Here is a 25,616-nt window from a genome sequence, read left to right as displayed (position 1 = left end):
ATCGATAAAATTACGTGTTTTATCGACAAAAAGCTTGTTTTTGCTATTTTAACGTTTGTTAAAACTATCCTAACCAGCCATCTCTATCTAAACTTCTGTATTGTATTGCCTCAGATATATGAGTACCCGTTACGACTTTTGAAGCTTCAAGATCTGCAATTGTTCTTGCAACTTTTAAAATACGATCATATGCTCGTGCAGAAAGATTTAATCGCTCCATAGCCGTTTTAAGTAAATCTTTAGATGCGTCATCTAGTGCACAATATTTACGTATTTGCTTTACATTCATCTGTGCGTTATAGTTTGTTTTCTCGCTTTCGCGAAAGCGGTCTACCTGCAACTCTCTCGCTGCTGTCACACGTTTACGTATATCTGCACTAGACTCTGCCTTAGTCTCATCACTCAGTTTTTCAAAAGGAACTGGTGTCACTTCAATATGAATGTCAATACGGTCTAATAATGGTCCAGATATTTTACTCAAATATCGTTGCATCTCTGCAGGACTACTCGTTACCGGTGCGTCTGGGTCATTAAAATAACCTCCGGGGCTAGGGTTCATACTTGCCACAAGCATAAAACTAGATGGATAAGTAACTGTAAATCGTGCTCTAGAAATAGTTACTTCTCGATCTTCTAGCGGCTGTCTCATCACCTCAAGTACAGACCTTTTAAACTCTGGCAATTCATCCAAAAATAAAACACCATTATGAGAAAGCGATATTTCACCAGGCTGAGGGTAAGCACCGCCCCCTACTAACGCTACATCAGATATAGTATGGTGCGGACTTCTAAAGGGTCGCTCGCTCATTAAACCTTGATTATCTTTTACCCTACCTACTACCGAATGTATTTTTGTTGTCTCTAGTGCTTCAAGCAATGACATAGGTGGTAAAATACTGGGTAATCGCTTACTCAACATTGTTTTACCAGATCCTGGAGGGCCTATAAGAATAATGTTATGACCTCCAGCAGCAGCGATTTCCATACAACGTTTTATAGACTCTTGGCCTTTTACATCTGCAAAGTCAAATTCTGGATGTTCTAGACTTTTATAAAATTCGGCACGGGTATCTATTACGGTTACTTCAAGGGGTACATCTTTATCAAAAAATTGTATCACCTCGCTTATGTTTTCTACTCCATAAACCTCAAGACCATCTACTATGGCTGCTTCTTTTGCATTCTGCGCTGGAAGTATAAATCCTTTAAAGCCCTCTTCACGGGCTTTTATTGCGATAGGTAATGCTCCTTTTATAGGTTGTAGTCCGCCATCAAGAGATAGCTCTCCCATTATCACATACTTATCTACCTCGTCACCTTTTATTTGCTCTGTTGCGATTAGAATTCCTATTGCGAGTGAAAGATCATATGCAGATCCTTCCTTGCGAAGATCTGCCGGTGACATATTAAGAATAAGTTTTTTTCCTGGTATTTTATAGCCGTTATTTTGAAGTGCTGCGGCAATACGATAGCTACTTTCTTTTATAGCATTATCTGGAAGTCCTACTAGATGGTATCCTACACCTTTATCTACATTTACTTCGATTGTAATAGTTGTAGCATCCACACCAAAAACGGCGCTTCCATAAACTTTTGTGAGCATTAGCTTTATAATTTGCTTAAATATAGGAAAGTAGATTGAAAGCTTAAAGCACTATCTCCTTATCGTGATTATAATATTAATCTGGGATGCAGCTATTCTTTACCGTTAACTAGCAAATACTGCTTACTTGCTAAAATGTCTTTCTCATCTATATCCACAAGTTTCTTAACATTAAAGGCTGAGTATTTCTAATGAAGTAATACGAGTAAGGAAATTTCTTCGTTACATTATTAAAACTCAAATTATACAAGTACAATACTACAGGGATAGCTTTTACTTTACTTGAAATTTATTTTATAATTCTTAAAACAACAAATTTTTAGGCCTAGTCATACATATAGGGGCAAACACCCCTACTTTGAGAATGTATAGCATATTACATTTACTATAAATTAAAACTACGATTTGTTATAGTAAGTTTTTTTTAGAGTTTGCGTTTCATTTGTCTTATTGCTTAGGTCACAATGAAGATTTAAACTTACAAATTTAGGGGTGAAAGGCATCCTTGCTTTGCAAGGGTGTTTTTCTTTTTTACAAGTTGAAAATTAACTTTTTAACATTTTATTTTAAAAAAAACAAAGCTATATTTGGCCCACCTTAAGACATTAAGGTTTGGGAGCTATTTATTTAGCAATCATAAATTTAGGGGTGAAAGGCATCCCTGCTTAGCAGGGGTGTTTTTCTTTTTTACAAGTAAATTATTAATACATAAAAAAAGGTCTGAGATATATTTTATCTCAGACCTTTTTTTATGTAATAACTCGTCTATACTATTCCACTAAAATACTAAACTCAATCTTAGAATTATGGAATACTGAGTGTGTTTGCTTAGTAAAATCTTCTTCCTTTGCTTCAAAGATATTATCTACATACGTCTGAGGATTCAAATCAATAAGCGGAAACCAAGTACTCTGTATCTGCACCTGTAACTTGTGTCCCTTTTTAAAAGTGTGAAGCACATCTTGTAACTTAATAAAAACCTCATCTTTTTCTCCGGCTACAAATGGTTGAGGACGCTCAAAGCTTTTTCTAAAACGACCACGCATTACCTCACTACGCACCATCTGGTGGTACCCAGCCATCTCTACTCCTTCCTCTGTTTCTTCTGTGTTAGGGACATCATCTGGATAAACATCTATAATTTTTACAATCCAGTCTGCAGATGTTCCGGTGGTAGCTACATTAAGCTTTGCCATTATATCACCTACAAGTGTAAGATCATCTTCTAGCACGGGCGTTTCATAAACAAGTACATCCTCACGAGCCGCAGCAAATCTTTGATCGTCAGACATATATTTACGTGGTGTAAATACCATCTTTTTACCCTCTGCATATGGTACTGGGTTTGCTGGATCACTTACAAACTTTTCTGCATCATATTTTGTAGAAGGACTTCCCGTAAGTGCATTATCTTTTCCTAAAAAGAAAGAAGCTTTCATCGCTTTTTTAGGTGGCCATTGCTCAAAAGACTTCCATTCTTTACTTCCTGAGTCAAAAACGTGTGCTTCTGGTAATCCTGTTGCTCCACCTTTATCACCTCCTTTTAAGAAGTGATTAAAGAATTTTGTCTCAATATCTCTTTGAAAATAGTCTGAAATATTGTCGCCAAAATAAACATTACCTACAGCTTGTCTCTTTTTGTTACGTGCCCAGTCTCCGTGACTCCAAGGTCCAAAAACAACCGTATTGTAATTATTACTACGTTTCTCGATGTTTTTGTACGTCTCCCAAGGTCCGTATAAATCTTCAGCATCATATAGTCCTCCCACAACCATTACGGCTGGCTCTATATTTTCTAGGTGCTGTATAAGCCCTCTAGATTGCCAGAACTCATCATAGTTAGGGTGCTCTTTTAATTGCGTCCAGAACTCATTAGTCTCATCATAGTATTTGTCTAGATTTGATAATGGACCTGTTTTTAAGAAAAAGTCAAACTGGTCATCACTATCTAAATCTGGAAAATCATACCAAGACTCTGTAGTAGGCCCATCTTTTTGATAACCAAAAACCGCAGTAGCTCTCCAGTAACTTAACAAGTAAGCTCCGTTATGGTGAAAATCATCAAAAAAGAAATCACCTATACACGCTTGTGGTGACGCTGCTTTAAGCGCAGGGTGTCCACTCAAGAGTGAGTAGGTTGCATAAAAACCTGGGTAAGAAATTCCCCAAGTACCTACATTACCATTATTATTTTCTACATTGTTAACAAGCCATTCTATAGTATCATAAGTATCACTTGCCTCATCTACCTGAGTACCTGTTTTATTAGGTATAAAAGCGCGCATATTATCATACTTACCCTCACTCATCCAGCGACCACGTACATCTTGATATACTATGATATTACCCTCTTGCATTAAATAAGCATTAGGTGCTATCGCTGTGCGCATCTTTCCTTCTCCATAAGGTTTAGAGCTATATGGCGTGCGCTGCATTAATATAGGATACGTTTTAGATGTATCCTTTGGCGAATAAATAGTTGTATGAAGATGTACGCCATCTCTCATTTTGATGCGTACTTCTTGTTTATTATAATGCTCAGAAACCTGATAAGTAGTGTCTAAGATAGTTTCTCGTGATTGTGCAGATGACGCTTTCGCGAAAGCAAAAAAGCATACTACACAAAGTAGTTTGAAGATGTTATTCATTTATTGATTGTTAAAAGTTATGATGGCTTTTTCTAGCCACTTTTCATATTTTTTTGCGTTAGGTGTGTACCCCACAGGTTTATTTAGGAGTGTTTCGTCGTGATCTAGCATTACGTAATAAGGCGCCGCAACAATGTTATAACGCTCTATCTGGAAGTTGCTCCACTTATTACCTACGGTTTTAATACGACGACCAGATGCACTCACGCCTTGCTCCTCTTTTGGTAACTCCTCTTGTGAGTCTCCATAGAGAGAGATAAGTACAACATCGTTCTTTAGCAAGTTAAGAACCTCAGGCTTAGACCACACCAGCTCCTCCATACGACGACAATTTACACACGCCTTACCTGTAAAGTCAAGTAAAACAGGTTTATTTTCTTGACGCGCATAGGCCATACCTGCTTCATAATCTACAAAAGATAAAAGACCGTGAGGACCTATCTCTGCATTATCTGGAAACTCCTCAGAAGAGTTAGACAGTGTGTTCTGTCCTCCTATACCATAAGGTGACTCGCTATAATTCATAGGTGGCGGGAAGCCGCTTATAAGTTTAAGTGGTGCACCCCAAACACCTGGTATGAGATAAAGAATAAATGCCGTCGTGAGTATACCTAGTAGCAAGCGACCTACCGAGATATGTTTTACTTCTGTATCGTGTGCTAGTTTAATTTTTCCAAATAAGTACAAGGTAAGGCCTATCATTATCGCAATTAAAAGTACTAAAAATACTTCTCTAGGCAAGTAATTACCATCTACTACAAGATCTGCATTTGATAAGAATTTGAGTGCTAGCCCTAGTTCTAAAAATCCTAGAACTACCTTTACTGTGTTGAGCCATCCACCAGATTTTGGCAAACTATTTAACCACCCTGGAAACATTGCAAATAGTGCAAATGGCAAGGCAATCGCACTAGAGAAACCTAGCATACTTATGATAGGTGTGATACCACCCTCTGTTATAGACTGCACTAAAGCGACACCTACTATAGGTCCCGTACAGCTAAAAGAAACAATAGCAAGTGCAAGCGCCATAAAAAAGATACCTAGGTAACCACCTCTATCTGCTTTACGATCTATCTTATTTGCCCATTTTTGAGGAAGCATAATCTCAAATGCTCCAAAAAATGAAATAGCAAACACTACAAGTAATACAAAGAATACTAAATTAAAAGTGACACTTGTAGATACCTCAACAATTGCAGTCGCGCCAAAAATACCAGTTACTGTGAGCCCCAGCACTACATATATAATAATGATAGAGATACCGTAAATAATCGCGTTACGTATACCAGCGGCTCTAGACTTACTTTGTTTTGTAAAGTAACTCACCGTCATAGGGATCATAGGGAACACACAAGGTGTAAATAATGCTGCAAGACCTCCTAAAAATGATAAGAAAAAGACTGTCCACAGCCCTTTGTTGCTTGTGCTTTCATCCTCTTCATAATCATCATCGCTATCGCCTTTATCCTTTTGTGCTGGAGTAGCACCATACTTTTCAAACTCATTATAATCTGTAAAGACCTTTGCCTTTCCAGTTTTTAAGTTGTGAGCAATGTAAAAGTCTTGAGGAATACACACCTCTTTACAGACCTGATAGTTTATAACCGACTTGACAATGGTTATACTCTTATCTGTAAGTGTAATAGGCATAGAGAGCACAGGGTTCTGCCCTACATACTTTATGACATCTTCTTCAAAAATCTCATCAAAAGCTGTCTTTGTCTGACTCTCTTGTGCAAACTTCTCACGAGTAACTCCCGCATCCTTTTGTAAAAACTCAAAATTAAACGGAATACCAGCTGGCGATTTTTGAGCATAAATATACCATCCCTCTTCTATTGTGGCCTCGTAGTTTAAAATATATTCTGTATCAGATTTTTTCTCTACGCTTCCAGCCCATTGTACTGGATCTACAGTAACTTCAGAAATGCCAAAACTAAAATCTTGTGCACTTACAGCAGTCGCCATAAGTACTATAAACGAACTTAATATTATGAATGCTTTACGCGTCATATAGTTGTAAATTTTATCATTTTTTGTGTGTCGTTTGCTACCTTAAAACGGTCATCTGCTCTGTGACCTATCACCCACACAATATCTTTACCATTACAAAGCAGCCATACGTGCTCCTTTGCTATCAAAGATACCTTTTCATCTTTTAAATACTTACTCAACTTCTTTTTTCCTTTCATCCCAAAAGGATAGAAAAAATCTCCTTCTTCCCACTTCCTTATCGTGAGCGGAAATGTCAACTTTGTCGCATCTACCACTATCTCCTTTCTTGAGGTGCTATCAAAAGTATCACTTGTCTCAAGTCTTAATGTACCAAAGTCACCTACTATCTTACTCAGACCAGATCCCCAGGTATAAGTTGTGGGTTGTGCAACGGCATTTTCTGTAAGTAATAGCACGTCTCTATCTTTTACTAAACGATGCGTTTCAGAAAATATTTGCTTACCAGATTGTGCATCAAGCAGCTCATAAACATCACTCCACGCTGTAAAATTATAAGGGTGTAGTAACTGATATAAAACCGCCTGTGGCTCCTCGTGTTTCTTGAGCGCTGGTACGTCTATTACTTGTAGTCCATCTTGTGTTGTCACATACGCTTTCCTTAAAGACGCTGTGTAGATTGCTAGTAACTTATCTGTTTGACGTAAATGTTGCTGCGTGGTCTGTAAACCCTGCAAAGTAGCTGGTTGTGCTGCTACCATACTCGGTATGGCGTGATGCCTCAAGTGGTTGCGCACGTAGTTATCTGTTGCATTACTACTATCCTCTCGCCACGCTAGTTTTTCTTGTAATGCATACGCTTCTATACGCTTTCGCGAAAAAGGTAACAGTGGTCTCACAACCCGTCCGTTTATCTCTGGGATGCCAGTAAGGCCTTTAACACCCGTACCACGACCTAAGTTTATGAGAAACGTTTCTAACTCATCATTGAGATGATGAGCTGTTAAGATATAATCCAAACCTTCGGTAGCCGAAAGTTCTTTAAACCACTGATAACGCAGCTCTCTTGCGGCGATCTGGGTTGATGTTTTTTCAATTTTCGCGTAAGCGGAAGTATCAAAACTCTTTATGTAAATAGGAATGTTATGGAGCTTGCAATAGCTTTCTACAAAAGCTTGATCACCATCACTCTCTACTCCTCTTAAATTAAAATTGCAGTGTGCTACACGTATCTTAAGGTCTGCCTGACGACAGAGCAATAATAGGAGCATACTATCAAGCCCACCACTTACTGTAACGAGTATCTTACTATCAAGAAGAAATGGTAAATCTTGTGCGATATGGTGCTTAAAATCCTCAAGCATCCTTACACATTATACACGACCCTTAAGGGCATTAAAAACCCAAGCAATGGCAAAAAATCCAACACCTACAGAGGCAAATCCCCAGCCAGCAACATCGTTATATTTAAAAACGCCAAGACCTATAAGTCCTAAACCTACTAAAATCATTATAAAAGTGGCCCACGCCAAAACGGTATTTTTATTCATACCCATAGTTTTATTTTTAGGGAAAATCTTATGTAATAAGACAAGCTACAAATATCGGTTATTTATTGGAATTTAGGTAGTAGGTAATTTTTACAATTCTCATTTCAAGCTTGTGCTACAATACTTACCTTTATAGACAGAAAAACATTCAAGCACACACACATTTTATGGATTTAAAATTCAATAAAAACGAAGATCATAATAAGTTACTCTTATCAGAGATGAGAAACCGCCTTGCCGAAGTAAAACTAGGTGGTGGGCAAAAACGTATAGATAAACATAAAGCTAAGGGTAAAATGACTGCCCGAGAGCGCATAGATTACCTAGTAGACAACCCAAAAAAGTGTATCGAGATTGCCGCTTTTGCTGGAGAAGGGATGTATAAAGAACACGGCGGATGCCCTTCTGGTGGTGTGGTTGTAAAAATAGGATACGTATCTGGCAAGCAATGTCTCATCGTTGCAAATGATGCTACTGTTAAGGCCGGAGCCTGGTTCCCTATCACAGGAAAGAAAAATCTAAGAGCACAAGAAATCGCTATGGAAAATAAACTACCTATTATCTACCTAGTAGATAGTGCGGGTGTTTATCTCCCTATGCAAGATGAGATTTTTCCAGATAAGGAGCACTTTGGACGCATCTTCCGTAACAATGCGGTGATGAGTAGTATGGGTATTACACAGATTTCTGCAGTAATGGGAAGTTGTGTTGCTGGTGGTGCATACTTACCTATTATGAGTGATGAAGCGCTTATAGTAGATAAAACAGGAAGTATTTTCCTTGCGGGAAGCTACCTTGTAAAAGCAGCAATAGGTGAATCTATAGATAATGAGACACTAGGAGGAGCCACTACACACTGTGAGATTTCTGGTGTGACAGATTATAAATCTAAAGATGACAAGGACGCTCTTGATACCATTAAAAAATTGATGGGAAAAATAGGCGATTATACAAAAGCAGGTTACAACCGTATTGAACCTGCAAAGCCTGCAAAAGATCCAGAAGAACTTTTTGGCATCCTGCCTGCCTCTCGTGCAGATCAATATGATATGCGAGACATTATAGACAGACTGGTAGACAACTCTGAGTTTGATGAGTACAAGGAGGGCTATGGGCAATCTATACTTACGGGTTATGCTCGCATTAATGGATGGGCAGTAGGTATTGTCGCAAACCAGCGCAAACTTGTAAAAACTAAAAAAGGCGAAATGCAGTTTGGCGGGGTAATCTACTCCGACAGTGCAGATAAGGCAACACGCTTTATAGCCAACTGTAACCAGAAAAAAATACCGCTTGTATTCTTACAAGATGTAACTGGCTTTATGGTAGGTAGTAAAAGTGAGCACGGAGGTATTATAAAAGACGGAGCAAAAATGGTAAACGCTGTTTCAAACTCAGTGGTGCCTAAATTTACTATTGTTATAGGAAATTCTTATGGAGCAGGAAACTACGCAATGTGTGGTAAAGCTTACGACCCAAGGCTTATAGTAGCTTGGCCTAGTGCAGAGCTTGCAGTGATGTCTGGTAATAGTGCTGCAAAAGTATTACTACAGATAGAAACTGCATCTCTTAAAAAGCAAGGGAAAGAAATTACGCCAGAGGTAGAAAAAGAACTTTTTGAGCGTATTAAGTCTCGTTATGATGATCAAGTGTCACCATACTATGCAGCATCAAGAATCTGGACAGACGGCATTATAGACCCACGAGATACGCGTAAGTGGATCTCAATGGGTATCGAAGCCGCAGACCACGCTCCTATCGAGAAGCCTTTTAATCTTGGAGTGATCCAAGTGTAATTACAATAGCTGTAACAGATATGAAGGTTGTTCGTTTACTCTATAAACGAACAACCTTTTTTTATGTCTTATAATAACGAACTCATTACAAAAAAGCCTTGGCTGCATCGCAACTAGAAGTGGTTTGTACCCACCACTCTTATCATTGTTTGTTTTACACTCTTCATTATGGCTGCTGGTGATTTTATAAATGCAATGGGAACTGCAATGGCAGATCCAGAACTTATTGAGAAAGCTAGAGAAGAAGCAGAAAAGAATAAGGAGGTAACAACCTACTTTGGATCACCGTTACAAATAGGCAATATTATAGACGGTGATCTTCTCATAGATGATAAAGCAAAAACCATACGTATTACTGTCCCTCTTAAAGGAAACAAAGGTTCAGGTAAAATTGATATTTATGCACATCTTGCTGAGGAAAAATGGCAGCACGACTCCATAGATGTTCGTCTTAAAAAACCAGAAAAGCGCACCTTTAAGGTATTGCGATAATTAACCCAACTCCTTAAAATACCTCCTTGCTTCCTTCATCACTCTTGGTGCGAGATACAGGGTTGCAATCATTGTTGGTATTGCCATTATGGCAAAAAATCCGTCTATCAAGTTAATCATCATACTAAGTGATGTGGTTGCTCCTATCAAGATACTCGCGATGTAAGCGATGTTATAATACTTCTTATTATGCGCTCCAAAAAGGAAACTTAAGCACTTCGTTCCGTAGTAACTATATGAGAAAAGCGATGAGATACTAAAAACGGCGATGCACAATAGTAAAATGTATTTTCCTGCGGGTGATAACGCTTTCGCGAAAGCGGAAGCCGTAAGCGTAACTCCATTTGCATCTGTCGTTTGCCAAACGTCTGTTACCAAAATTGCAAGCGCCGTAAGTGTACATACCACAATAGTATCTATTGCAGGGCCCAGCATTGCCACCAGTCCTTCACGTATGGGTTGTGCAGTTTTTGCAGCGCCGTGCGCCATAGGTGCCGTACCTACACCAGCCTCGTTTGAAAAAGCACCACGTTTTATACCTAATAAAATCAATCCACCTACCACGCCACCCAGCAGTTTATCTCCCGTATAAAAATCGGCAGAGAAGGCATCTGTAAATATGAGACCTAGATATTTAGGAACTACATCTATGTTTACAAAGAGTATAGCCATTACCGCTACAAAGTAAATAAAGACCATCGCAGGCACTAGTCTTGACGCAGTTTTAGAAATACGATCGAGTCCGCCTAGTATGACAACTGCCGTGATAGCAACAAGCACGAGCCCGATAATCAAGTTAGAAGTAAAACCCACCTCAACACCCTGAGGTACGAGCAGTATATCATTTACCGCCTGCGTGAGTTGGTTTACATTAAAAACTGGCAATGCTCCCACGAGTCCCGCAATACTAAAGATTACGGCAAGTGGTTTCCAAGCTTTACCCATTCCTTCTGTGATAAAATACATAGGTCCTCCCTGTGTTTTGCCCTCACTATCTTCACCTCTATACATTATGGCAAGTGAGCCTGTAAAAAACTTTGTTGCCATACCCACAATGGCACTCATCCACATCCAGAATACAGCACCTGGACCACCTATAGCAATCGCCACTGCTACACCTGCGATGTTACCCATACCCACAGTTGCACTAAGCGCTGTGGTTAGCGCCTGAAAGTGTGTGATCTCTCCTTCATCATTTTCTCCATCATACTTGCCTCGCAGTACTGCAACAGCGTGACCTAGGTATCTAAATGGCAAAAATCTCGAATAGATGAGCAAAAAAAGACCGCCACCTATAAGTAAGCACACGAGCGGGATTCCCCACATAGCGCTAGAAAAATCTGCTATAAGTTCATTAACCTGATCGTAAAATGATGGTTGTGCTTGCATACAAGATCTATTTATATGGTGAAGTAACAAAAATTAAGAGCAGTTTACCAAAACGTTCACATATATTTTTGAACAGGCATTTGTTTTCGTTACTAAATTTACTCTTATGACACTCACCGCCAGCCAAATCGAGAACATCCTGAGAAACCCAGAGGAAACTGCGGCCGCAGCAAATCTCATTTACGTTTCTGATGCAGACCTCAACATAAGAAGGAAAAAGAAGAAGAAAAACTTTCACTATTACTTTAATGATAAGCCTCTTAAAGATAAAAAGGAATTAGAGCGCATCAATAATCTTGTGATACCGCCTAACTGGGAGAAAGTGCGCATTGCGTATCCTCCTAACGGACATTTACAAGTGGTAGGACGCGATGCTAAAAACAGAAAAGTATACCGCTATCACGACCTGTGGTCAAAAATTAGAAACCAAACTAAGTTTTATAAACTAGCCAATTTTGGAAACGCACTGCCTAGCATACGCGAGCGCATAGATGAGGATCTTGATGCTCCAGAGATGTCAAAACGCAAGGTGCTTGCACTTGTCCTCAGGCTTATGGAAGAAACCCACATACGCATAGGTAATGACTACTACGCAAAGCGCAATAAAACCTACGGCCTCTCTACCTTACGCACTCGTCACGTGACTACGACCAAAGAAAAAATCCGCTTTGAGTTTGTGGGTAAAAAAGGTAAAAAGCACAATATCACCCTACGCAATAAGAAACTAGCAAAACTTGTAAACCGTTGTGAGGAAATACCTGGCTGGGAGTTATTTCAATTTTATGATTCAAATGGCGAAAAGCACCGCGTAGATAGCACGATGGTAAACGATTACATACACGAGCTTAGTGGAGACTTATTTTCGGCGAAAGATTTTAGAACTTGGGGTGCTACAAAAACTTTTTTTGAAACCGTGCACGACCTAGGCTACACAGAAGACGAAAAAGAAAACAAAGCAAACATACTCACCGCTTTTGATGCCGCTGCAGAAGCTCTAGGCAATACACGCAATGTATGTCGCAAGTACTATGTGCATCCTCAAATAGTAGATGCATACGAGTCTGGATCTATCGTCGCTGAGTTTAAAAAGGTAGATGCTCATCAAGGTGCAAGACCATTTTTTACAGAAACTGAGGAGGTATTACTGCAAATGATTTCAAAGTTTGAATTAGACTTTAGTAAGTGATATAAGTACGCTTTCGCGAAAGCAAAAAAGCTCTTCTAATAAGAAGAGCTTTTCATAATCAAACAAACTAAAACTTATCGTGCTAATATGAGTTTTCTACTCATAGATTTAGTATTTGTTGTTACTCTAAGTATATACAAACCATTTGCCAGTCCAGTTAGGGGCAATGGCTGCGTGCTTTGCGTTGCCGTAAAATTCCTGACTAGCCTACCCGAGCCCACTTCAATAATTTCAATCTGAGGCTTTTCCCCAAACTGAGGTAATAATCTCACAAAAGATTCTCCATTTGATGGATTAGGATATACTGTAAGGGTCTCATTACTATCAAAATCCTCTGTAGAAAGAATGGCCTGAGCTTCAAATGCTCCAATATCGCGGCGCCCTTCGAAAACATCTTGTCCTATCTGATCCGTGTCCATATTTTCAGGATTTCCAGCATTGTATGCTGGAGATCCTTCTAACAGCGCGTGAGTGAGGGTTATCCCCCCATTATTTGCTAGTACATCTAGTAGTGGATCAACACCCACTAAATCATCTGTATCTGCAGTAAAATCTGCAGCATCATCTGTACCTATTAAATTATAGTTATCAGAAGTAATGATACCGCTCACATCTGTACCGCTAGTTGCCACATTAAGTGCAAAGATACTTGAGGAAAGGTTTGCCGTTCCATCTGAAAAGATTCCACCTCCTATTCCAAAAGCTTCATTTGTTGCTACAGTTGAGGTTTGTACGTTTATAGTCCCCGAATTAAAAATACCGCCGCCATTATCTTCTGATATATTTCCAGAGATGGTAGATCGATCGATTGTCATAATAGCATTTACAATATTTTCAATTCCGCCACCAGTAGTCAATGCTTCATTATTTATTATGGCCGATGTGCTTACATTTAAAGTTCCTCCGTTATTAAATAATCCTCCACCAAAATCTGCATTATTTTCATTAATAGTAAACTCAGCAATAGTCATTACACCTGAACCATTCCATAAGGCGCCTCCTTCATTTGATGCGCTATTATTATTTGCTGTTCCTCCAGAAATTGTTGTAGTAGAGGGACCTGTAATATGAAGACCACCTCCATTTCCTGGGGCTGGTGCATCTGCACCGGCGTTATTCATATTCAAAAGCACATCGGTAAGTACCAGTGTAGCAGGACTGTCGTCAGATAATGCGTTACGCACTTCGATACCACCACCAGCTCTATTTGTTAAGTTACCAGTAATTGTAGTCCCAGTTGCAGTATATGACCCTCCAGCAATTAATAAGCCACCACCAGAACCTGAGGCTCCAGCTACTGCTTCATTATTTGTTATTGAAGTATCTGCATCTGTAGTAATATCGCCTCCTTCATTAAAAATACCTCCACCACCAGAAGCGCCACTGTCATCACCATCTGCATTATTACCATCGATGGTCATTCCTTCTATGGTCATTAAACCTGAACCATTCCATAAGGCGCCTCCTTCATTTGATGCGCTATTATTATTTGCTGTTCCTCCAGAAATTGTTGTAGTAGAGGGACCTGTAATATGAAGACCACCTCCATTTCCTGGGGCTGGTGCATCTGCACCGGCATTATTCATATTCAAGAGCACATCGGTAAGTACCAGTGTAGCAGGACTGTCGTCAGATAAGGCGTTACGCACTTCGATACCACCACCAGCTCTATTTGTTAAGTTACCAGTAATTGTAGTCCCAGTTGCAGTATACGACCCTCCAGCAATTAATAAGCCACCACCAGAACCTGAGGCTCCAGCAACTGCTTCATTATTTGTTATTGAAGTATCTGCATCTGTAGTAATATCACCTCCTTCATTAAAAATACCTCCACCACCAGAAGCGCCACTGTCATCACCATCTGCATTATTACCATCGATGGTCATTCCTTCTATGGTCATTAAACCTGAACCATTCCATAAGGCGCCTCCTTCATTTGATGCGCTATTATTATTTGCTGTTCCTCCAGAAATTGTTGTAGTAGAGGGACCTGTAATATGAAGACCACCTCCATTTCCTGGGGCTGGTGCATCTGCACCGGCGTTATTCATATTCAAAAGCACATCGGTAAGTACCAGTGTAGCAGGACTGTCGTCAGATAATGCGTTACGCACTTCGATACCACCACCAGCTCTATTTGTTAAGTTACCAGTAATTGTAGTCCCAGTTGCAGTATATGACCCTCCAGCAATTAATAAACCACCACCAGAACCTGAGGCTCCTGCTACTGCTTCATTATTTGTTATTGAAGTATCTGCATCTGTAGTAATATCGCCTCCTTCATTAAAAATACCTCCACCACCAGAAGCGCCACTGTCATCACCATCTGCATTATTACCATCGATAGTCATTCCTTCTATGGTCATTAAACCTGAACCATTCCATAAGGCGCCTCCTTCATTTGATGCGCTATTATTATTTGCTGTTCCTCCAGAAATTGTTGTAGTAGAGGGACCTGTAATATGAAGACCACCTCCATTTCCTGGGGCTGGTGCATCTGCACCGGCGTTATTCATATTCAAAAGCACATCGGTAAGTACCAGTGTAGCAGGACTGTCGTCAGATAATGCGTTACGCACTTCGATACCACCACCAGCTCTATTTGTTAAGTTACCAGTAATTGTAGTCCCAGTTGCAGTATATGACCCTCCAGCAATTAATAAACCACCACCAGAACCTGAGGCTCCTGCTACTGCTTCATTATTTGTTATTGAAGTATCTGCATCTGTAGTAATATCGCCTCCTTCATTAAAAATACCTCCACCACCAGAAGCGCCACTGTCATCACCATCTGCATTATTACCATCGATAGTCATTCCTTCTATGGTCATTAAACCTGAACCATTCCATAAGGCGCCTCCTTCATTTGATGCGCTATTATTGTTTGCTGTTCCTCCAGAAATTGTAGTAGTAGAGGGACCTGTAATATGAAGACCACCTCCATTTCCTGGAGCTGGTGCATCTGCACCGGCGTTATTCATATTCAAAAGCACATCGGTAAGTACCAGTGTAGCAGGACTGTCGTCAGATAAGGCGTTACGCACTTCGATACCACCACCAGCTCTATTTGTTAAGTTACCAGTAATTGTAGTCCCAGTTGCAGTATACGACCCTCCAGCAATTAATAAGCCACCACCAGAACCTGAGGCTCCTGCTACTGCTTCATTATTTGTTATTGAAGTATCTGCATCTGTAGTAATATCGCCTCCTTCATTAAAAATACCTCCACCACCAGAAGCGCCACTGTCATCACCATCTGCATTGTTACCATCGATAGTCATTCCTTCTATGGTCATTAAACCTGAACCATTCCATAAGGCACCGCCTTCATTTGATGCGCTATTATTATTTGCTGTTCCTCCAGAAATTGTTGTAGTAGAGGGACCTGTAATATGAAGACCACCTCCATTTCCTGGAGCTGGTGCATCTGCACCGGCGTTATTCATATTCAAAAGCACATCGGTAAGTACCAGTGTAGCAGGACTGTCGTCAGATAATGCGTTACGCACTTCGATACCACCACCAGCTCTATTTGCAAAATTTGATATTATTTCTGTACCCGTTGCCGTAAAACTTCCTCCAGCAACAAGGACACCTCCACCTGAACCAGAAGTACCTCCAGTTGCGAAATTTCCGACAATACGCGAAGCTGCATCAATAGTTATATCTCCTCCTTCATTAAAAATAGCTCCTCCACCAGAGGCTCCATTATCATCACCGTTTGCATTATTATTTTCAAAATCTACATCTGAAATGGTCATAAGACCTGTTCCATTCCAAAAACCTCCTCCTTCATTTGCCGCGATGTTGTTATTCGCCGATCCTCCAGTTATTGTGCTGTTTGCTTCTCCTGTAATATGAAAAGCGCCACCGTTTCCTGGACTCGGTCCCGCTGTATTGGTGTCAAAAACTAAATTATTAAATATAATATCTCCATTAGAGTCTACTTCTACCGCACCCCCAGCACGTATCGCAGTATTTTCCGAAAACAGCGAACCTTCAATTGTAATAAGTCCAGAAGTGGCTTGATATACCGCTCCCCCACTTCCGCCAGCACCTGTTGCTGCATTTCCGGTAAAGCTAGAGCTCATAATTGTTAAATCACTATCAGTACTTGCAATGGCACCTCCACCACCAGAACCTCCGGCCGTATTATTAGTAAAATCACAATCAGAAATTGTGATCAAACCAGCATTAGAAAGGGCTATTGCACCACCGTCTCCAGCCTCTACAGCATTTCTAAATGTAATCATTGTAATAGTAGAAGAAGCTCCGCCGGTAATATTAAAAAGTCGAGCATTATTACTTGCGCCGTCTATTATAGTACCCGTTGTTCCGTTACCAGTTATAATTATATCTTCAGTTATCTCAATTTCTCCTGAAGTGAGTGTGATTACAAAATTTCCATTAAATGTAATTGTATTAACTCCAGTCAAGGTGTTTGCTTGAGCAACGGCATCTCGCAATGAGTTAGGCCCATTATCGTTTCCATTAGAAACTACTAATTGACCAAAACTGGTCATAGTTGTAACGATTGTCAAAAAGAAAAATAAAATTTTTCGAATAGTAGTGTTTCGCATAATGTTTGGTTTTTGTTGTTATAAAAAACCTACGCAATTACCAAAGCTGCGGTTTTATATTAACTTTACAGCTACACTATTTAAACGAAAAAATTAAGAAAATTTTAAGATATTAATTTCCAACTCTAATAAAGGTATTTAACTAGAATACACTGATATGACCGCTACTATAGAGTTTTTAAGATCTTTTACATATAGTCCTTTAATACGATATACTTTTATCAATAATTAGAGAATTTAATATTATTTTAACAAAATAATACTTTAACACATAAAATTTCAAAGTGAATTTAGATATTGCAAAACGTTCTTCTCGATACGCTCTTGAATGTTTGAAGTATCCGCTTTCGCGAAAGCGTCACCTGTAATATTCTCATACAACTCAATATATCTTTCTGATACAGTCTCTATGTACTCATCTGTCATCTCAGGCACCGTTTGTCCCTCTAGACCTTGAAAGTTATTTGAGATAAGCCACTGTCTCACAAACTCTTTAGATAGTTGTTTTTGAGCTTCGCCAGCTGCTTGACGCTCCTCATAACCTTCGGCATAGAAGTAACGAGAAGAGTCTGGTGTATGTATCTCATCTATGAGAACAATCTCACCATCTGCTGTTTTTCCAAATTCATACTTGGTATCTACCAATATAAGTCCTCTAGATGCTGCTATCTCACTTCCTCTTTGAAAAAGCTTGCGTGTGTAATCTTCTAGCACGAGGTAATCCTCTTCTGAAACGATGTTCTTTTTAATAATATCCTCTCTTGAGATATCCTCATCGTGATCACCCATCTCTGCCTTAGTAGCTGGTGTGATGATAGGCTCTGGAAAGGCATCATTTTCTTTCATTCCTTCTGGCATTGCAACACCACAAAGTATTCTCCTACCCGCTTTATACTCTCTAGCCGCGTGCCCAGACATATAGCCACGTATTACCATCTCCACTTTAAAAGGCTCACATCGCTTCCCTATTGCCACATTAGGATCTGGAGTAGCCACGAGCCAGTTAGGCACGAGGTCTTCTGTATCCTTCATCATTTTTGTAGCAATCTGATTTAAGATTTGTCCCTTAAAAGGAATTCCTTTAGGCATTACAACGTCAAAGGCGCTTAGCCTATCTGTCGCAACCATAAGTAATAAATCATCTTCGAGTGTGTAGACTTCTCTCACTTTACCCTTATAGATAGATTTCTGACCAGGGAAGTTAAAATTAGTGTCTGTAATAGTGTTCACTATAGGTTGGTTTGAACGGTTATGTTAATCCTTTTGAGGTATTAAAACAACACGATTAGTTATTCTTCAAAAGTAAAATTCTGAATGATATATTACGAATTAAAAGTATAGAAATATGTTAGTCGTTTCTATTTTCTATCTCTCGATAAGCCGCAATCATTTTCTTTACTAGAGGATGGCGCACCACATCTTTATCATCAAGATAAATCATCCCTACGCCTTTTACGGTTTTGAGGATAAGTAACGCTTCCTTAAGACCACTGGTGACACGTCTAGGTAAATCTATCTGCCCTGGATCTCCAGTAATCATAAACTTTGCATTACGTCCCATACGAGTAAGGAACATCTTCATCTGGGCGTGTGTTGTGTTTTGAGCTTCATCAAGTATCACAAAAGCATTATCAAGTGTACGACCACGCATAAATGCCATAGGTGCAATTTGTATCACTCCTTTCTCAATAAAGGTCTCTAGCTTTTCACTAGGAATCATATCCCTAAGGGCATCATAAAGTGGTTGCATATAAGGGTCCAGCTTCTCCTTCATATCACCAGGTAGAAAACCTAAATTTTCTCCAGCCTCTACAGCAGGTCTCGTGAGTATAATGCGTTTTACTCGCTTCTCCTTAAGCGCTTTTACGGCTAGTGCAACGCCTACATATGTTTTACCAGTACCGGCAGGACCTATAGCAAAGGTTAGGTCATTCTTTTTTGAAAGCTCTACGAGTTTACGCTGGTTTGCCGTTTGTGGCTTTATGAGTTTACCACTCACGCCGTGTACTAGCACATCGCCACTCTCTACAGGCGTCTCATAATCTTCTTTACTCACACTTGTGAGTACGCGCTCTATTGAGTTTTCATCTATCTTATTATACTTCCCAAAGTGATCCATAAGCATCGTCATACGCCTATCAAACTCTTCTAGAAGATCTTCATCTCCGTAAGCTTTGATTTTATTACCTCTAGCTACTATCTTGAGTTTAGGAAAATACTGCTTAAGGAGTTCTATATTAGCATTGCGCTGTCCAAAAAATTCGCGCGGATTGATTTCTGAGAGTTCTAAGATTAATTCGTTCAAAAGGCAGAAGGATTTAGTGAGTTACGTCCGTAAAATATTTTAGCTTTGTTTACTACCAAAATACGCATTTTTTAATCACCAAAACACGAGTACAACACCCTGTTAACGATTAAATAATAAACAATGATGGTTTATAACTATTTTAAACAAGTAACTCTTTAAGAAAACAAAGCACAGTACTTTATATGAAATTAATCACTCTTACAACAGACTATGGCGAGAAAGATCCTTTTGCAGGAGCCGTAAAAGGAGCGATTTACTCAGAGCTAGAGGATGTGCGTATTGTAGATATATCGCACTCTGTATCGCCTTTTCATCTTATGGAAGCAGCTTATATTATTCAAAATGCGTATCAAAATTTCCCGAAAGGGTCCATACACGTTATAGGTGTAGACAGCGAGCTCACCCCAGAGACAAACCACATAGCCGTAAAACTAGATGGTCATTATTTTATATGTGCAAATAATGGTATCATATCGCTACTCACAAAAGATATTGTACCTGAGGAAAAAGTAGAGATAAACATACACGACCGCACACTTACTAACTTTACTGTACTAGATGTGTTTGTAAAGACGGCCTGCCATATCGCACGTGGTGGTACGCTAGGTGTGATAGGTAAAAACATAGATAACATAAGACAACTTACAGGTATCGCACCTGTTATAAACACATCTCGCAACCAGATATCTGGTAACGTCATTTATATAGATAACTATGGTAATGTGGTAAGTAACATCACAAAAAAACTATTTGACGAAGTGGGCAAAGGTCGCAGCTTTAGACTTGAAGCACGTGGTGCAGACATTACAAAAATCTATAAGCAGTATAGCGATGCTATAAACTTTGACATAGAAAAGTCTAAGCGAGAAGAGGAAGGTAAGAAACTAGCCGTTTTTAACTCTGGTGGTTACATAGAGCTTGCCATTTACAAAAGTAATCCTAGTACAGTAGGTAGTGCTGCTAGCCTCTTTGGCCTCAATTATAGAGATACGGTAATGATAAATTTTACAGATAAATGATCGTAAGACTGGTAAAATTACGCTTTCGCGAAAGCGAGATACCCTCTTTTTTAAACAATTTTGAGAAGGTAAAAAGTGATATACGTGCTTTTAAAGGTTGTCTCTACTTAGAACTACTGCAAGATGCCGAAGATCCTTCTATATTCTTTACGCACAGTCACTGGGAATCTAACGAGGCTCTGCAGGGTTATCGCAACTCAGATCTCTTTAAAGGCATATGGGCAAACACAAAACCAAAATTTTCTGGAAAACCAGAAGCCTGGAGTACAAACTCTCTTGATAAACAAGATTAGAGCTCTGGCACCTTGCGCAATGAAGAAGGAGGAATACCATACTTTTCTTTAAAAATTTTTGAAAAGTAGCTCCTACTGGATAGTCCAAGTGCATACACAACCTCAGAGACATTCTTATCTTCTGAGGTGAGCATTGTTAAGGCACGTTTTAATCGATATTCTTTTATATAATCATTTACGGTCATCCCATAATTGCGTTTAAAACCATCTTGTAACCTATAAGCTTCTATACCTACAGCTTCGGCAATTTCTGGTATGGTCTCAAGTTTTGAAATGTTATTTTCTATATAGTTTACGGCAGCTAACACAGTATCCATATCTGATAGTCTTAATGTGGTACGTTTATTACCTTCTAGTGAGTCCTCCCTATACAATTTAAGCATAAGTGAAGTACACTCAAGTGCCTTTGCACCTAGGTAATTAGTACGAACCAGACCTTGATCTTCGTTATTGAGTATACTGTCTATGATATCGGAAATTTGTAGACTGTAATAACCTTTATGAGCAATTTGGGTTAGCCCATTTACATCTGCAAAAAGTGGATAATAAGCTGCATCTATCTTATTAAGGTCATACGATAACTGCTCTTGAAACTTAACTTTATTTATCTCCAAATAACAAATAATGGCAGGACTATCTTTTTTTATAATATAAATCTGGTCTTCCTCATACGTAGGTGCGGCAATAAGATGCTCTGCGCGACGTATGGCAATCTCTTCTTCGCTAGAAGAAAACTTATGAGCAATCTCCCCTTTCATACAGTATATGAACCTAAGAGAGTTTATACCATTATTCTCAAAATAGAACTCGGTATCATCGTGCATATCGCAGTTTATGATATGTAAACCTATACCGTTAGGGAAATTAATACCCTTTATCTCTCCAGTACCTATGTGCGATGGTATCTTTACTGCAAACTCTCCAAAACTATTTGTAAAATTTACGCCAAAGGCCCCTGCAATCTCAGGTACAAAGTCATCTACCTGTTCTATTTTAAGTTTGTAAGATTTCATAAGTCTTTATAAAAAAAGTAAATCGTAGTAATGATATGAGGCGATACTACATTGTGGGCTTTTTATAAGCCTTTTTAAAGTGTTCAAAAATATGAATGGCACTTACACCAGCCTTATCTATATCCTCACTTGTAAACTTGCAACTCAATACAGCTTCCTTAAAGGATTTCCATCTAGTAGCAGCTACTTTTGTATCTGTGTTATAAAAATAATGCGCTTCTATATGTGCCAACTTCTCACAAGATTGTAGTTTTTTACTCATCATCATACCCCCCATCATAGATCCCTCTATTACATATAAAGCTCCTACAAGCGTACCTAAGTCCCGAGGACCTGTTATCGCTGTAGGCTGTGGCAATGGGAAGTTAGAAAAACCAGCAATATCCTTTGCCAGTGCGTTTGTTTTGTGATAACCAGCAAAAGGCTTAAGATCGTCTGGCAAGTTATCATAACGTGCGTTTATAAAATCTTCGACCGCTTTGTAAACAGAAAAGTTTTGCCTCAAGAGCTCTTCGTATTGCGCTTGATTTATACTACCATCCATTATAAATCCCGTAAGGTTATCTTCTTCTACCTCATCGTGTATCGCTTTAGTTTTTTCTTTAAGATGTTCTAATATCATAGGGATTTTTTGATTTTTTCTAGGTGTTCTCTTATTTTGGCAATGCGTTCTTGATGAGTGATATTTTCCTTATTTATATCATCCATATAATTCTTAATATCATTAACGAGATCTGTGCTTTGCTTTATTCTATTTCTCGTATTCTGAACTATAACTGGTCTATTCTTAATTTTATCAATATATGGTGATAGTTTTGAGGCCAGTACGTTTATATGCTTTTTGAGTATGAAGCCATCTGCTCCATTTAAAATAGTCTCTGCCGCCAGCTCCTCATCTTGTAAGGTGCCTGTAACAAATAGAAAAATAGCTGTAGGCGATTTATCTCTAGATACCTCTAGAACCTCCATACCCGTACAAGTAGGCAGGTTATAATCCGAAATTATGAGTTGAGGATTAAATGTTTTTATCGCAACCTCTAGATCAGACAGATTATCTACTACTTGAACTTTATAATTTTTATCTAATTTGTGTATTTGTCTAGTGATAAGAGCAGCATCAGAGTCTGTATCTTCTACTAGTAATATATGTACTTCTGTTGCCATATTTACTTATTTAGGGTTAACCAGTAGTTTGAAATTACTGGTAATATTTCTTTTAACTCTGTATAGCTTTTAGGCTTTTCTAAATAGCTATTTGCACCGTATGCGTAAGCCTTATTTCTATCACTTAGCTGGTCTGAAGAGCTCATTATCACAATAGGGGAATTTGTAAAAAGTGGCAGCTTACGGATTTCTTTTAGCAATGCGAGCCCATCTAATTTAGGCATTTTGATATCTAAGAATATAAGATCTGGAGTATTCTTAACATCATTAAACTCTTGAAACCAATCAAGTGCTTTAAGAGAATCTTCTATAATATGTGTTTTCACTAAAGGCATCTCACGTTCAAAAATACGCTTCATCAATGCACAATCATTAGGGTTATCTTCTACAGAAACTATAAATCCTTTCATTATCTAACTGGAAGTTGAAAATAAAATGTTGCTCCTTGGTGCTCCTTACTCTCTGCCCAAATGACTCCTTGATGCTTATCAATAACACGTTGTGCAATCGCAAGCCCTATACCAGACCCTTCAAATTCGTCTTTTACGAGTCTATTAAAAACACCGAATATTTTTTCCTTATGAGCCTCATTAAAGCCTATGCCATTATCACGCACGTAGTAAACTGCTGGTGATTTATCTTTTAAAACACCTATATGTACAGATGGCTTTTGTACTGTATGGCTATACTTTAAGGCATTACCTATAAGGTTAATTAATAGTTGAAAAATCATACCTCTATCTCCATATGCTTTAGGCAAATCTGCTTCTACCTCTATGATAGCATTGTTATATTTTTTTTCAAGTTGTAAAAATTGTACCACCTCATTTACCAGTTCTTGCATATCAAAAACTCCCATAGCTGTCTGATCCTTGCCTATTCCAGAAAAAGCAAGTATGTCATCTATAAGCGTGTTCATCTTACTTGTTGAGTCTATAATAGTCTGTATGGCATTCTTACCATAATCGTCTAGGGTGTCAAAATAATCCTCTTTAATAATTTGAGCAAATCCATCTATACCCCTTAGTGGCGATCTCAGATCGTGAGAGACGCTATAACTAAAAGACTCTAATTCCTTATAAGCCTCTTTTAATTTATCATTAAGTAATTTTACTTCTTGATATCTACTTATAATGATATTAGATATACTCGTTTTTAAGGCTTGAGCAGATGCAATTTCATAATCTTTCCAAGGCAACGAGGTGAGTACTTGCTCTTGGTTCCACTTTTCAAAAGACTTACGAGGGCTTAAGCGCTTATTTTTTTCGGCAACGGCCTTTTCTGGATTTCCACCCCAAGAAATCACTTGTTTTAGTTCTGGTTTAAACCAAAGAAGGCAGTCCTTTTGTCCTTTTGAAATAAAAACACATAACACGCCAGAAGCCATTTTGGCGAAAGCCTTACCTTTCTCATATACTTTAGTAAGATTTTGAGTTGTATATGTATTACCTAGTTGCGTTGTGTATATCCAGTCTATGAGATTTTTTATGTCTTCTTTACTAGGTGTATCACCCACTGTAGACAGTGTGTTTTCTAAAAACACAGCCCCACCTGTAGCTTCTGTGATGGTTAGCATAGATGTAGGTTTTTTTGTTAAACCTCCCTGCACATCCCACTCATTACTCATTTGTTCTACAAGTTTTGCTCGACTTGCTGTGGTAGCATTAATACGCGCAAGAACCTCGTTTGAAGAACGTAAGGTAAGCTGCGTAGAAAAAACTTGAGTCAAAAATTTTATAGTTTGCCGCTGGTAATAATTTGTAAACTTAGGGCTGTAATGGTGGCAAGCTATAAGCCCCCATAAAGTTCCATTACTTACAATAGCAGCAGTAAGAGTAGCTCCTACTTTCATATTCTCTAGATACTCTATATGTATAGGAGAAGAGGCTCTAGACTCACAATTCGTGAGGTCTAATGGCTGCCCCTGCTCATTAAGCTCTGGAAATACGGCAGATGTCTGAGAGGCAACATCTGCAATGATGCGCACCCCTTGCTTTAAGAAGCTTTTACGAGCCTGCTGTGGAATATCTGTAGCAGGGTAATGCATCCCTAGCCAACTTTCTAATACCTCTTCACGAGACTCTGAGATGATTGTGCCATTCCAGTTTTGATCAAATTTATAAAGCATTACACGGTCATAACCGGTTAAGCTTTTTATGAGATTTGCCGTTTTATCACACATCTCACTCACTGTAATAGCTTGACTAAGATCTGTAATAATATCTGAAAGCTGTCGCTGTACTATATGAGCCTCTGCTTGTGCTACTATAGGCTCTAGCTCTATATAAATAAGATTTTCTCTATAGTGAGTAATCACTACATATCTCTTCCCTTTAACTTCGACTTCAATAGTCTGAGTATTTTTACCTTCAATACACGATGCAATGGTACTAGCACTAGGTCCAAAAATATCTTTAATCGTGATTGTATGAATGTCTTCACGCTTTCGCGAAAGCAAATCAAATACATTTTCAGAAGCCCGCACAAGTTGCTTATTAAGTGCATCTATTACAAAGAGATAAGCGTGTGATTGTACTTGACCTAATAAATGTATAGGCTCCTTGTCACAATTAGTAAGGTCTATTTTTTTTGGATATAAAGTAGAAGGGCCTGACATAT

General features: G+C 38.8%; 19 protein-coding genes. 5 read left to right on the top strand and 14 right to left on the bottom strand.

What is annotated here, in order from left to right; genetic code table 11:
* Window positions 1–64: 64 nt before the first annotated feature.
* The 5 genes from ABVM49_RS08950 to ABVM49_RS08930 form a co-directional block, all read right to left on the bottom strand.
* Window positions 65–1,603: a YifB family Mg chelatase-like AAA ATPase gene (locus ABVM49_RS08950; RefSeq protein ID WP_405201557.1), complete on the bottom strand. Its 1,539-nt coding sequence runs from the start codon at window positions 1,601–1,603 to the stop codon at window positions 65–67.
* A 770-nt stretch (window positions 1,604–2,373) separates the two neighbouring features.
* Window positions 2,374–4,251, bottom strand: coding sequence for a CocE/NonD family hydrolase (locus tag ABVM49_RS08945; protein ID WP_405201556.1), 1,878 nt, complete (start codon window positions 4,249–4,251; stop codon window positions 2,374–2,376).
* Window positions 4,252–6,267, bottom strand: a complete 2,016-nt coding sequence (locus ABVM49_RS08940; protein ID WP_405201554.1) for a cytochrome c biogenesis protein CcdA — start codon at window positions 6,265–6,267, stop codon at window positions 4,252–4,254. It abuts the gene before it with no gap.
* Entirely contained in the window at window positions 6,264–7,571 is a 1,308-nt protein-coding gene (tilS, locus tag ABVM49_RS08935; protein ID WP_405201553.1) for a tRNA lysidine(34) synthetase TilS, read from the bottom strand. Before tilS ends, ABVM49_RS08940 begins: the two co-directional genes overlap by 4 nt.
* Before the next feature lie 9 nt (window positions 7,572–7,580).
* Window positions 7,581–7,763 carry a CAL67264 family membrane protein gene (locus ABVM49_RS08930; RefSeq protein ID WP_021778491.1) on the bottom strand — a complete coding sequence of 61 codons (183 nt, stop codon included), beginning with the start codon at window positions 7,761–7,763 and terminating at the stop codon, window positions 7,581–7,583.
* Between the two features lie 161 nt (window positions 7,764–7,924).
* Between ABVM49_RS08930 and ABVM49_RS08925 the strand changes: the two genes are divergently transcribed.
* Window positions 7,925–9,553, top strand: coding sequence for an acyl-CoA carboxylase subunit beta (locus ABVM49_RS08925; RefSeq protein WP_405201552.1), 1,629 nt, complete (start codon window positions 7,925–7,927; stop codon window positions 9,551–9,553).
* 168 nt (window positions 9,554–9,721) lie between these two features.
* Window positions 9,722–10,045 carry a hypothetical protein gene (locus ABVM49_RS08920; RefSeq protein ID WP_405201551.1) on the top strand — a complete coding sequence of 108 codons (324 nt, stop codon included), beginning with the start codon at window positions 9,722–9,724 and terminating at the stop codon, window positions 10,043–10,045.
* Here the strand turns inward: ABVM49_RS08920 and ABVM49_RS08915 are convergent, their stop codons facing one another.
* The gene (locus ABVM49_RS08915) at window positions 10,046–11,434 is read right to left on the bottom strand and encodes an alanine/glycine:cation symporter family protein (RefSeq protein ID WP_405201549.1); all 1,389 of its coding nucleotides are present in this window, start codon (window positions 11,432–11,434) and stop codon (window positions 10,046–10,048) included.
* 106 nt (window positions 11,435–11,540) lie between these two features.
* Between ABVM49_RS08915 and ABVM49_RS08910 the strand changes: the two genes are divergently transcribed.
* Window positions 11,541–12,620: a DNA topoisomerase IB gene (locus tag ABVM49_RS08910; RefSeq protein ID WP_405201548.1), complete on the top strand. Its 1,080-nt coding sequence runs from the start codon at window positions 11,541–11,543 to the stop codon at window positions 12,618–12,620.
* A 74-nt stretch (window positions 12,621–12,694) separates the two neighbouring features.
* On the opposite strand, the gene ABVM49_RS08905 is transcribed toward ABVM49_RS08910, so the two are convergent.
* The 3 genes from ABVM49_RS08905 to ABVM49_RS08895 form a co-directional block, all read right to left on the bottom strand.
* Window positions 12,695–17,143 carry a choice-of-anchor Q domain-containing protein gene (locus tag ABVM49_RS08905; protein WP_405201547.1) on the bottom strand — a complete coding sequence of 1,483 codons (4,449 nt, stop codon included), beginning with the start codon at window positions 17,141–17,143 and terminating at the stop codon, window positions 12,695–12,697.
* 336 nt (window positions 17,144–17,479) lie between these two features.
* Window positions 17,480–18,433, bottom strand: coding sequence for a phosphoribosylaminoimidazolesuccinocarboxamide synthase (locus ABVM49_RS08900; protein WP_405203670.1), 954 nt, complete (start codon window positions 18,431–18,433; stop codon window positions 17,480–17,482).
* Window positions 18,434–18,548: 115 nt separating this feature from the next.
* Window positions 18,549–19,505 (bottom strand): PhoH family protein, encoded by a 957-nt coding sequence (locus ABVM49_RS08895; protein WP_035325186.1) that lies wholly within the window; start codon window positions 19,503–19,505, stop codon window positions 18,549–18,551.
* A gap of 185 nt (window positions 19,506–19,690) precedes the next feature.
* Between ABVM49_RS08895 and ABVM49_RS08890 the strand changes: the two genes are divergently transcribed.
* Complete coding sequence (locus tag ABVM49_RS08890; RefSeq protein WP_405201546.1) at window positions 19,691–20,527, top strand: S-adenosyl-l-methionine hydroxide adenosyltransferase family protein; 837 nt, start codon at window positions 19,691–19,693, stop codon at window positions 20,525–20,527.
* On the top strand, window positions 20,524–20,820 hold the full coding sequence (locus ABVM49_RS08885; RefSeq protein WP_021778483.1) for a putative quinol monooxygenase: 297 nt from the start codon (window positions 20,524–20,526) through the stop codon (window positions 20,818–20,820). The genes ABVM49_RS08890 and ABVM49_RS08885 overlap by 4 nt, the downstream gene beginning before the upstream one ends.
* On the opposite strand, the gene ABVM49_RS08880 is transcribed toward ABVM49_RS08885, so the two are convergent.
* Genes ABVM49_RS08880 through ABVM49_RS08860 form a run of 5 tightly spaced genes read right to left on the bottom strand, consistent with a single transcriptional unit; the run spans window position 20,817 to window position 25,614 of the window.
* Window positions 20,817–21,833, bottom strand: coding sequence for a helix-turn-helix domain-containing protein (locus ABVM49_RS08880; RefSeq protein WP_405201545.1), 1,017 nt, complete (start codon window positions 21,831–21,833; stop codon window positions 20,817–20,819). The two genes, ABVM49_RS08885 and ABVM49_RS08880, sit on opposite strands and share 4 nt — an antisense overlap.
* 46 nt (window positions 21,834–21,879) lie before the next feature.
* Complete coding sequence (locus ABVM49_RS08875; protein ID WP_405201543.1) at window positions 21,880–22,455, bottom strand: biliverdin-producing heme oxygenase; 576 nt, start codon at window positions 22,453–22,455, stop codon at window positions 21,880–21,882.
* Window positions 22,452–22,997, bottom strand: a complete 546-nt coding sequence (locus ABVM49_RS08870) for a response regulator (RefSeq protein WP_405201542.1) — start codon at window positions 22,995–22,997, stop codon at window positions 22,452–22,454. Before ABVM49_RS08870 ends, ABVM49_RS08875 begins: the two co-directional genes overlap by 4 nt.
* A 2-nt stretch (window positions 22,998–22,999) precedes the next feature.
* Window positions 23,000–23,407: a response regulator gene (locus ABVM49_RS08865; protein WP_405201541.1), complete on the bottom strand. Its 408-nt coding sequence runs from the start codon at window positions 23,405–23,407 to the stop codon at window positions 23,000–23,002.
* Window positions 23,407–25,614 (bottom strand): ATP-binding protein, encoded by a 2,208-nt coding sequence (locus tag ABVM49_RS08860; protein WP_405201540.1) that lies wholly within the window; start codon window positions 25,612–25,614, stop codon window positions 23,407–23,409. Before ABVM49_RS08860 ends, ABVM49_RS08865 begins: the two co-directional genes overlap by 1 nt.
* Window positions 25,615–25,616: the final 2 nt, after the last annotated feature.

It is taken from the genome of Dokdonia sp. LLG6352-1 (assembly GCF_045055815.1).
Lineage (GTDB): Bacteria > Bacteroidota > Bacteroidia > Flavobacteriales > Flavobacteriaceae > Dokdonia > Dokdonia donghaensis.
The sequence above is the reverse complement of the archived record's forward strand: the minus strand, read 5'-3'. Positions and strand labels throughout refer to the sequence as shown.

Bases quoted from the DNA above. Each gene is read 5' to 3' on its own strand.
- ABVM49_RS08880 (WP_405201545.1), bottom strand. From the start codon at position 21,833: ATGAAATCTTACAAACTTAAAATAGAACAGGTAGATGACTTTGTACCT.
- ABVM49_RS08875 (WP_405201543.1), bottom strand. From the start codon at position 22,455: ATGATATTAGAACATCTTAAAGAAAAAACTAAAGCGATACACGATGAG.
- ABVM49_RS08920 (WP_405201551.1), top strand. From the start codon at position 9,722: ATGGCTGCTGGTGATTTTATAAATGCAATGGGAACTGCAATGGCAGAT.
- ABVM49_RS08870 (WP_405201542.1), bottom strand. From the start codon at position 22,997: ATGGCAACAGAAGTACATATATTACTAGTAGAAGATACAGACTCTGAT.
- ABVM49_RS08925 (WP_405201552.1), top strand. From the start codon at position 7,925: ATGGATTTAAAATTCAATAAAAACGAAGATCATAATAAGTTACTCTTA.
- ABVM49_RS08945 (WP_405201556.1), bottom strand. From the start codon at position 4,251: ATGAATAACATCTTCAAACTACTTTGTGTAGTATGCTTTTTTGCTTTC.
- tilS (WP_405201553.1), bottom strand. From the start codon at position 7,571: ATGCTTGAGGATTTTAAGCACCATATCGCACAAGATTTACCATTTCTT.
- ABVM49_RS08930 (WP_021778491.1), bottom strand. From the start codon at position 7,763: ATGGGTATGAATAAAAATACCGTTTTGGCGTGGGCCACTTTTATAATG.
- ABVM49_RS08915 (WP_405201549.1), bottom strand. From the start codon at position 11,434: ATGCAAGCACAACCATCATTTTACGATCAGGTTAATGAACTTATAGCA.
- ABVM49_RS08910 (WP_405201548.1), top strand. From the start codon at position 11,541: ATGACACTCACCGCCAGCCAAATCGAGAACATCCTGAGAAACCCAGAG.
- ABVM49_RS08865 (WP_405201541.1), bottom strand. From the start codon at position 23,407: ATGAAAGGATTTATAGTTTCTGTAGAAGATAACCCTAATGATTGTGCA.
- ABVM49_RS08885 (WP_021778483.1), top strand. From the start codon at position 20,524: ATGATCGTAAGACTGGTAAAATTACGCTTTCGCGAAAGCGAGATACCC.
- ABVM49_RS08905 (WP_405201547.1), bottom strand. From the start codon at position 17,143: ATGACCAGTTTTGGTCAATTAGTAGTTTCTAATGGAAACGATAATGGG.
- ABVM49_RS08860 (WP_405201540.1), bottom strand. From the start codon at position 25,614: ATGTCAGGCCCTTCTACTTTATATCCAAAAAAAATAGACCTTACTAAT.
- ABVM49_RS08940 (WP_405201554.1), bottom strand. From the start codon at position 6,267: ATGACGCGTAAAGCATTCATAATATTAAGTTCGTTTATAGTACTTATG.
- ABVM49_RS08950 (WP_405201557.1), bottom strand. From the start codon at position 1,603: ATGCTCACAAAAGTTTATGGAAGCGCCGTTTTTGGTGTGGATGCTACA.
- ABVM49_RS08890 (WP_405201546.1), top strand. From the start codon at position 19,691: ATGAAATTAATCACTCTTACAACAGACTATGGCGAGAAAGATCCTTTT.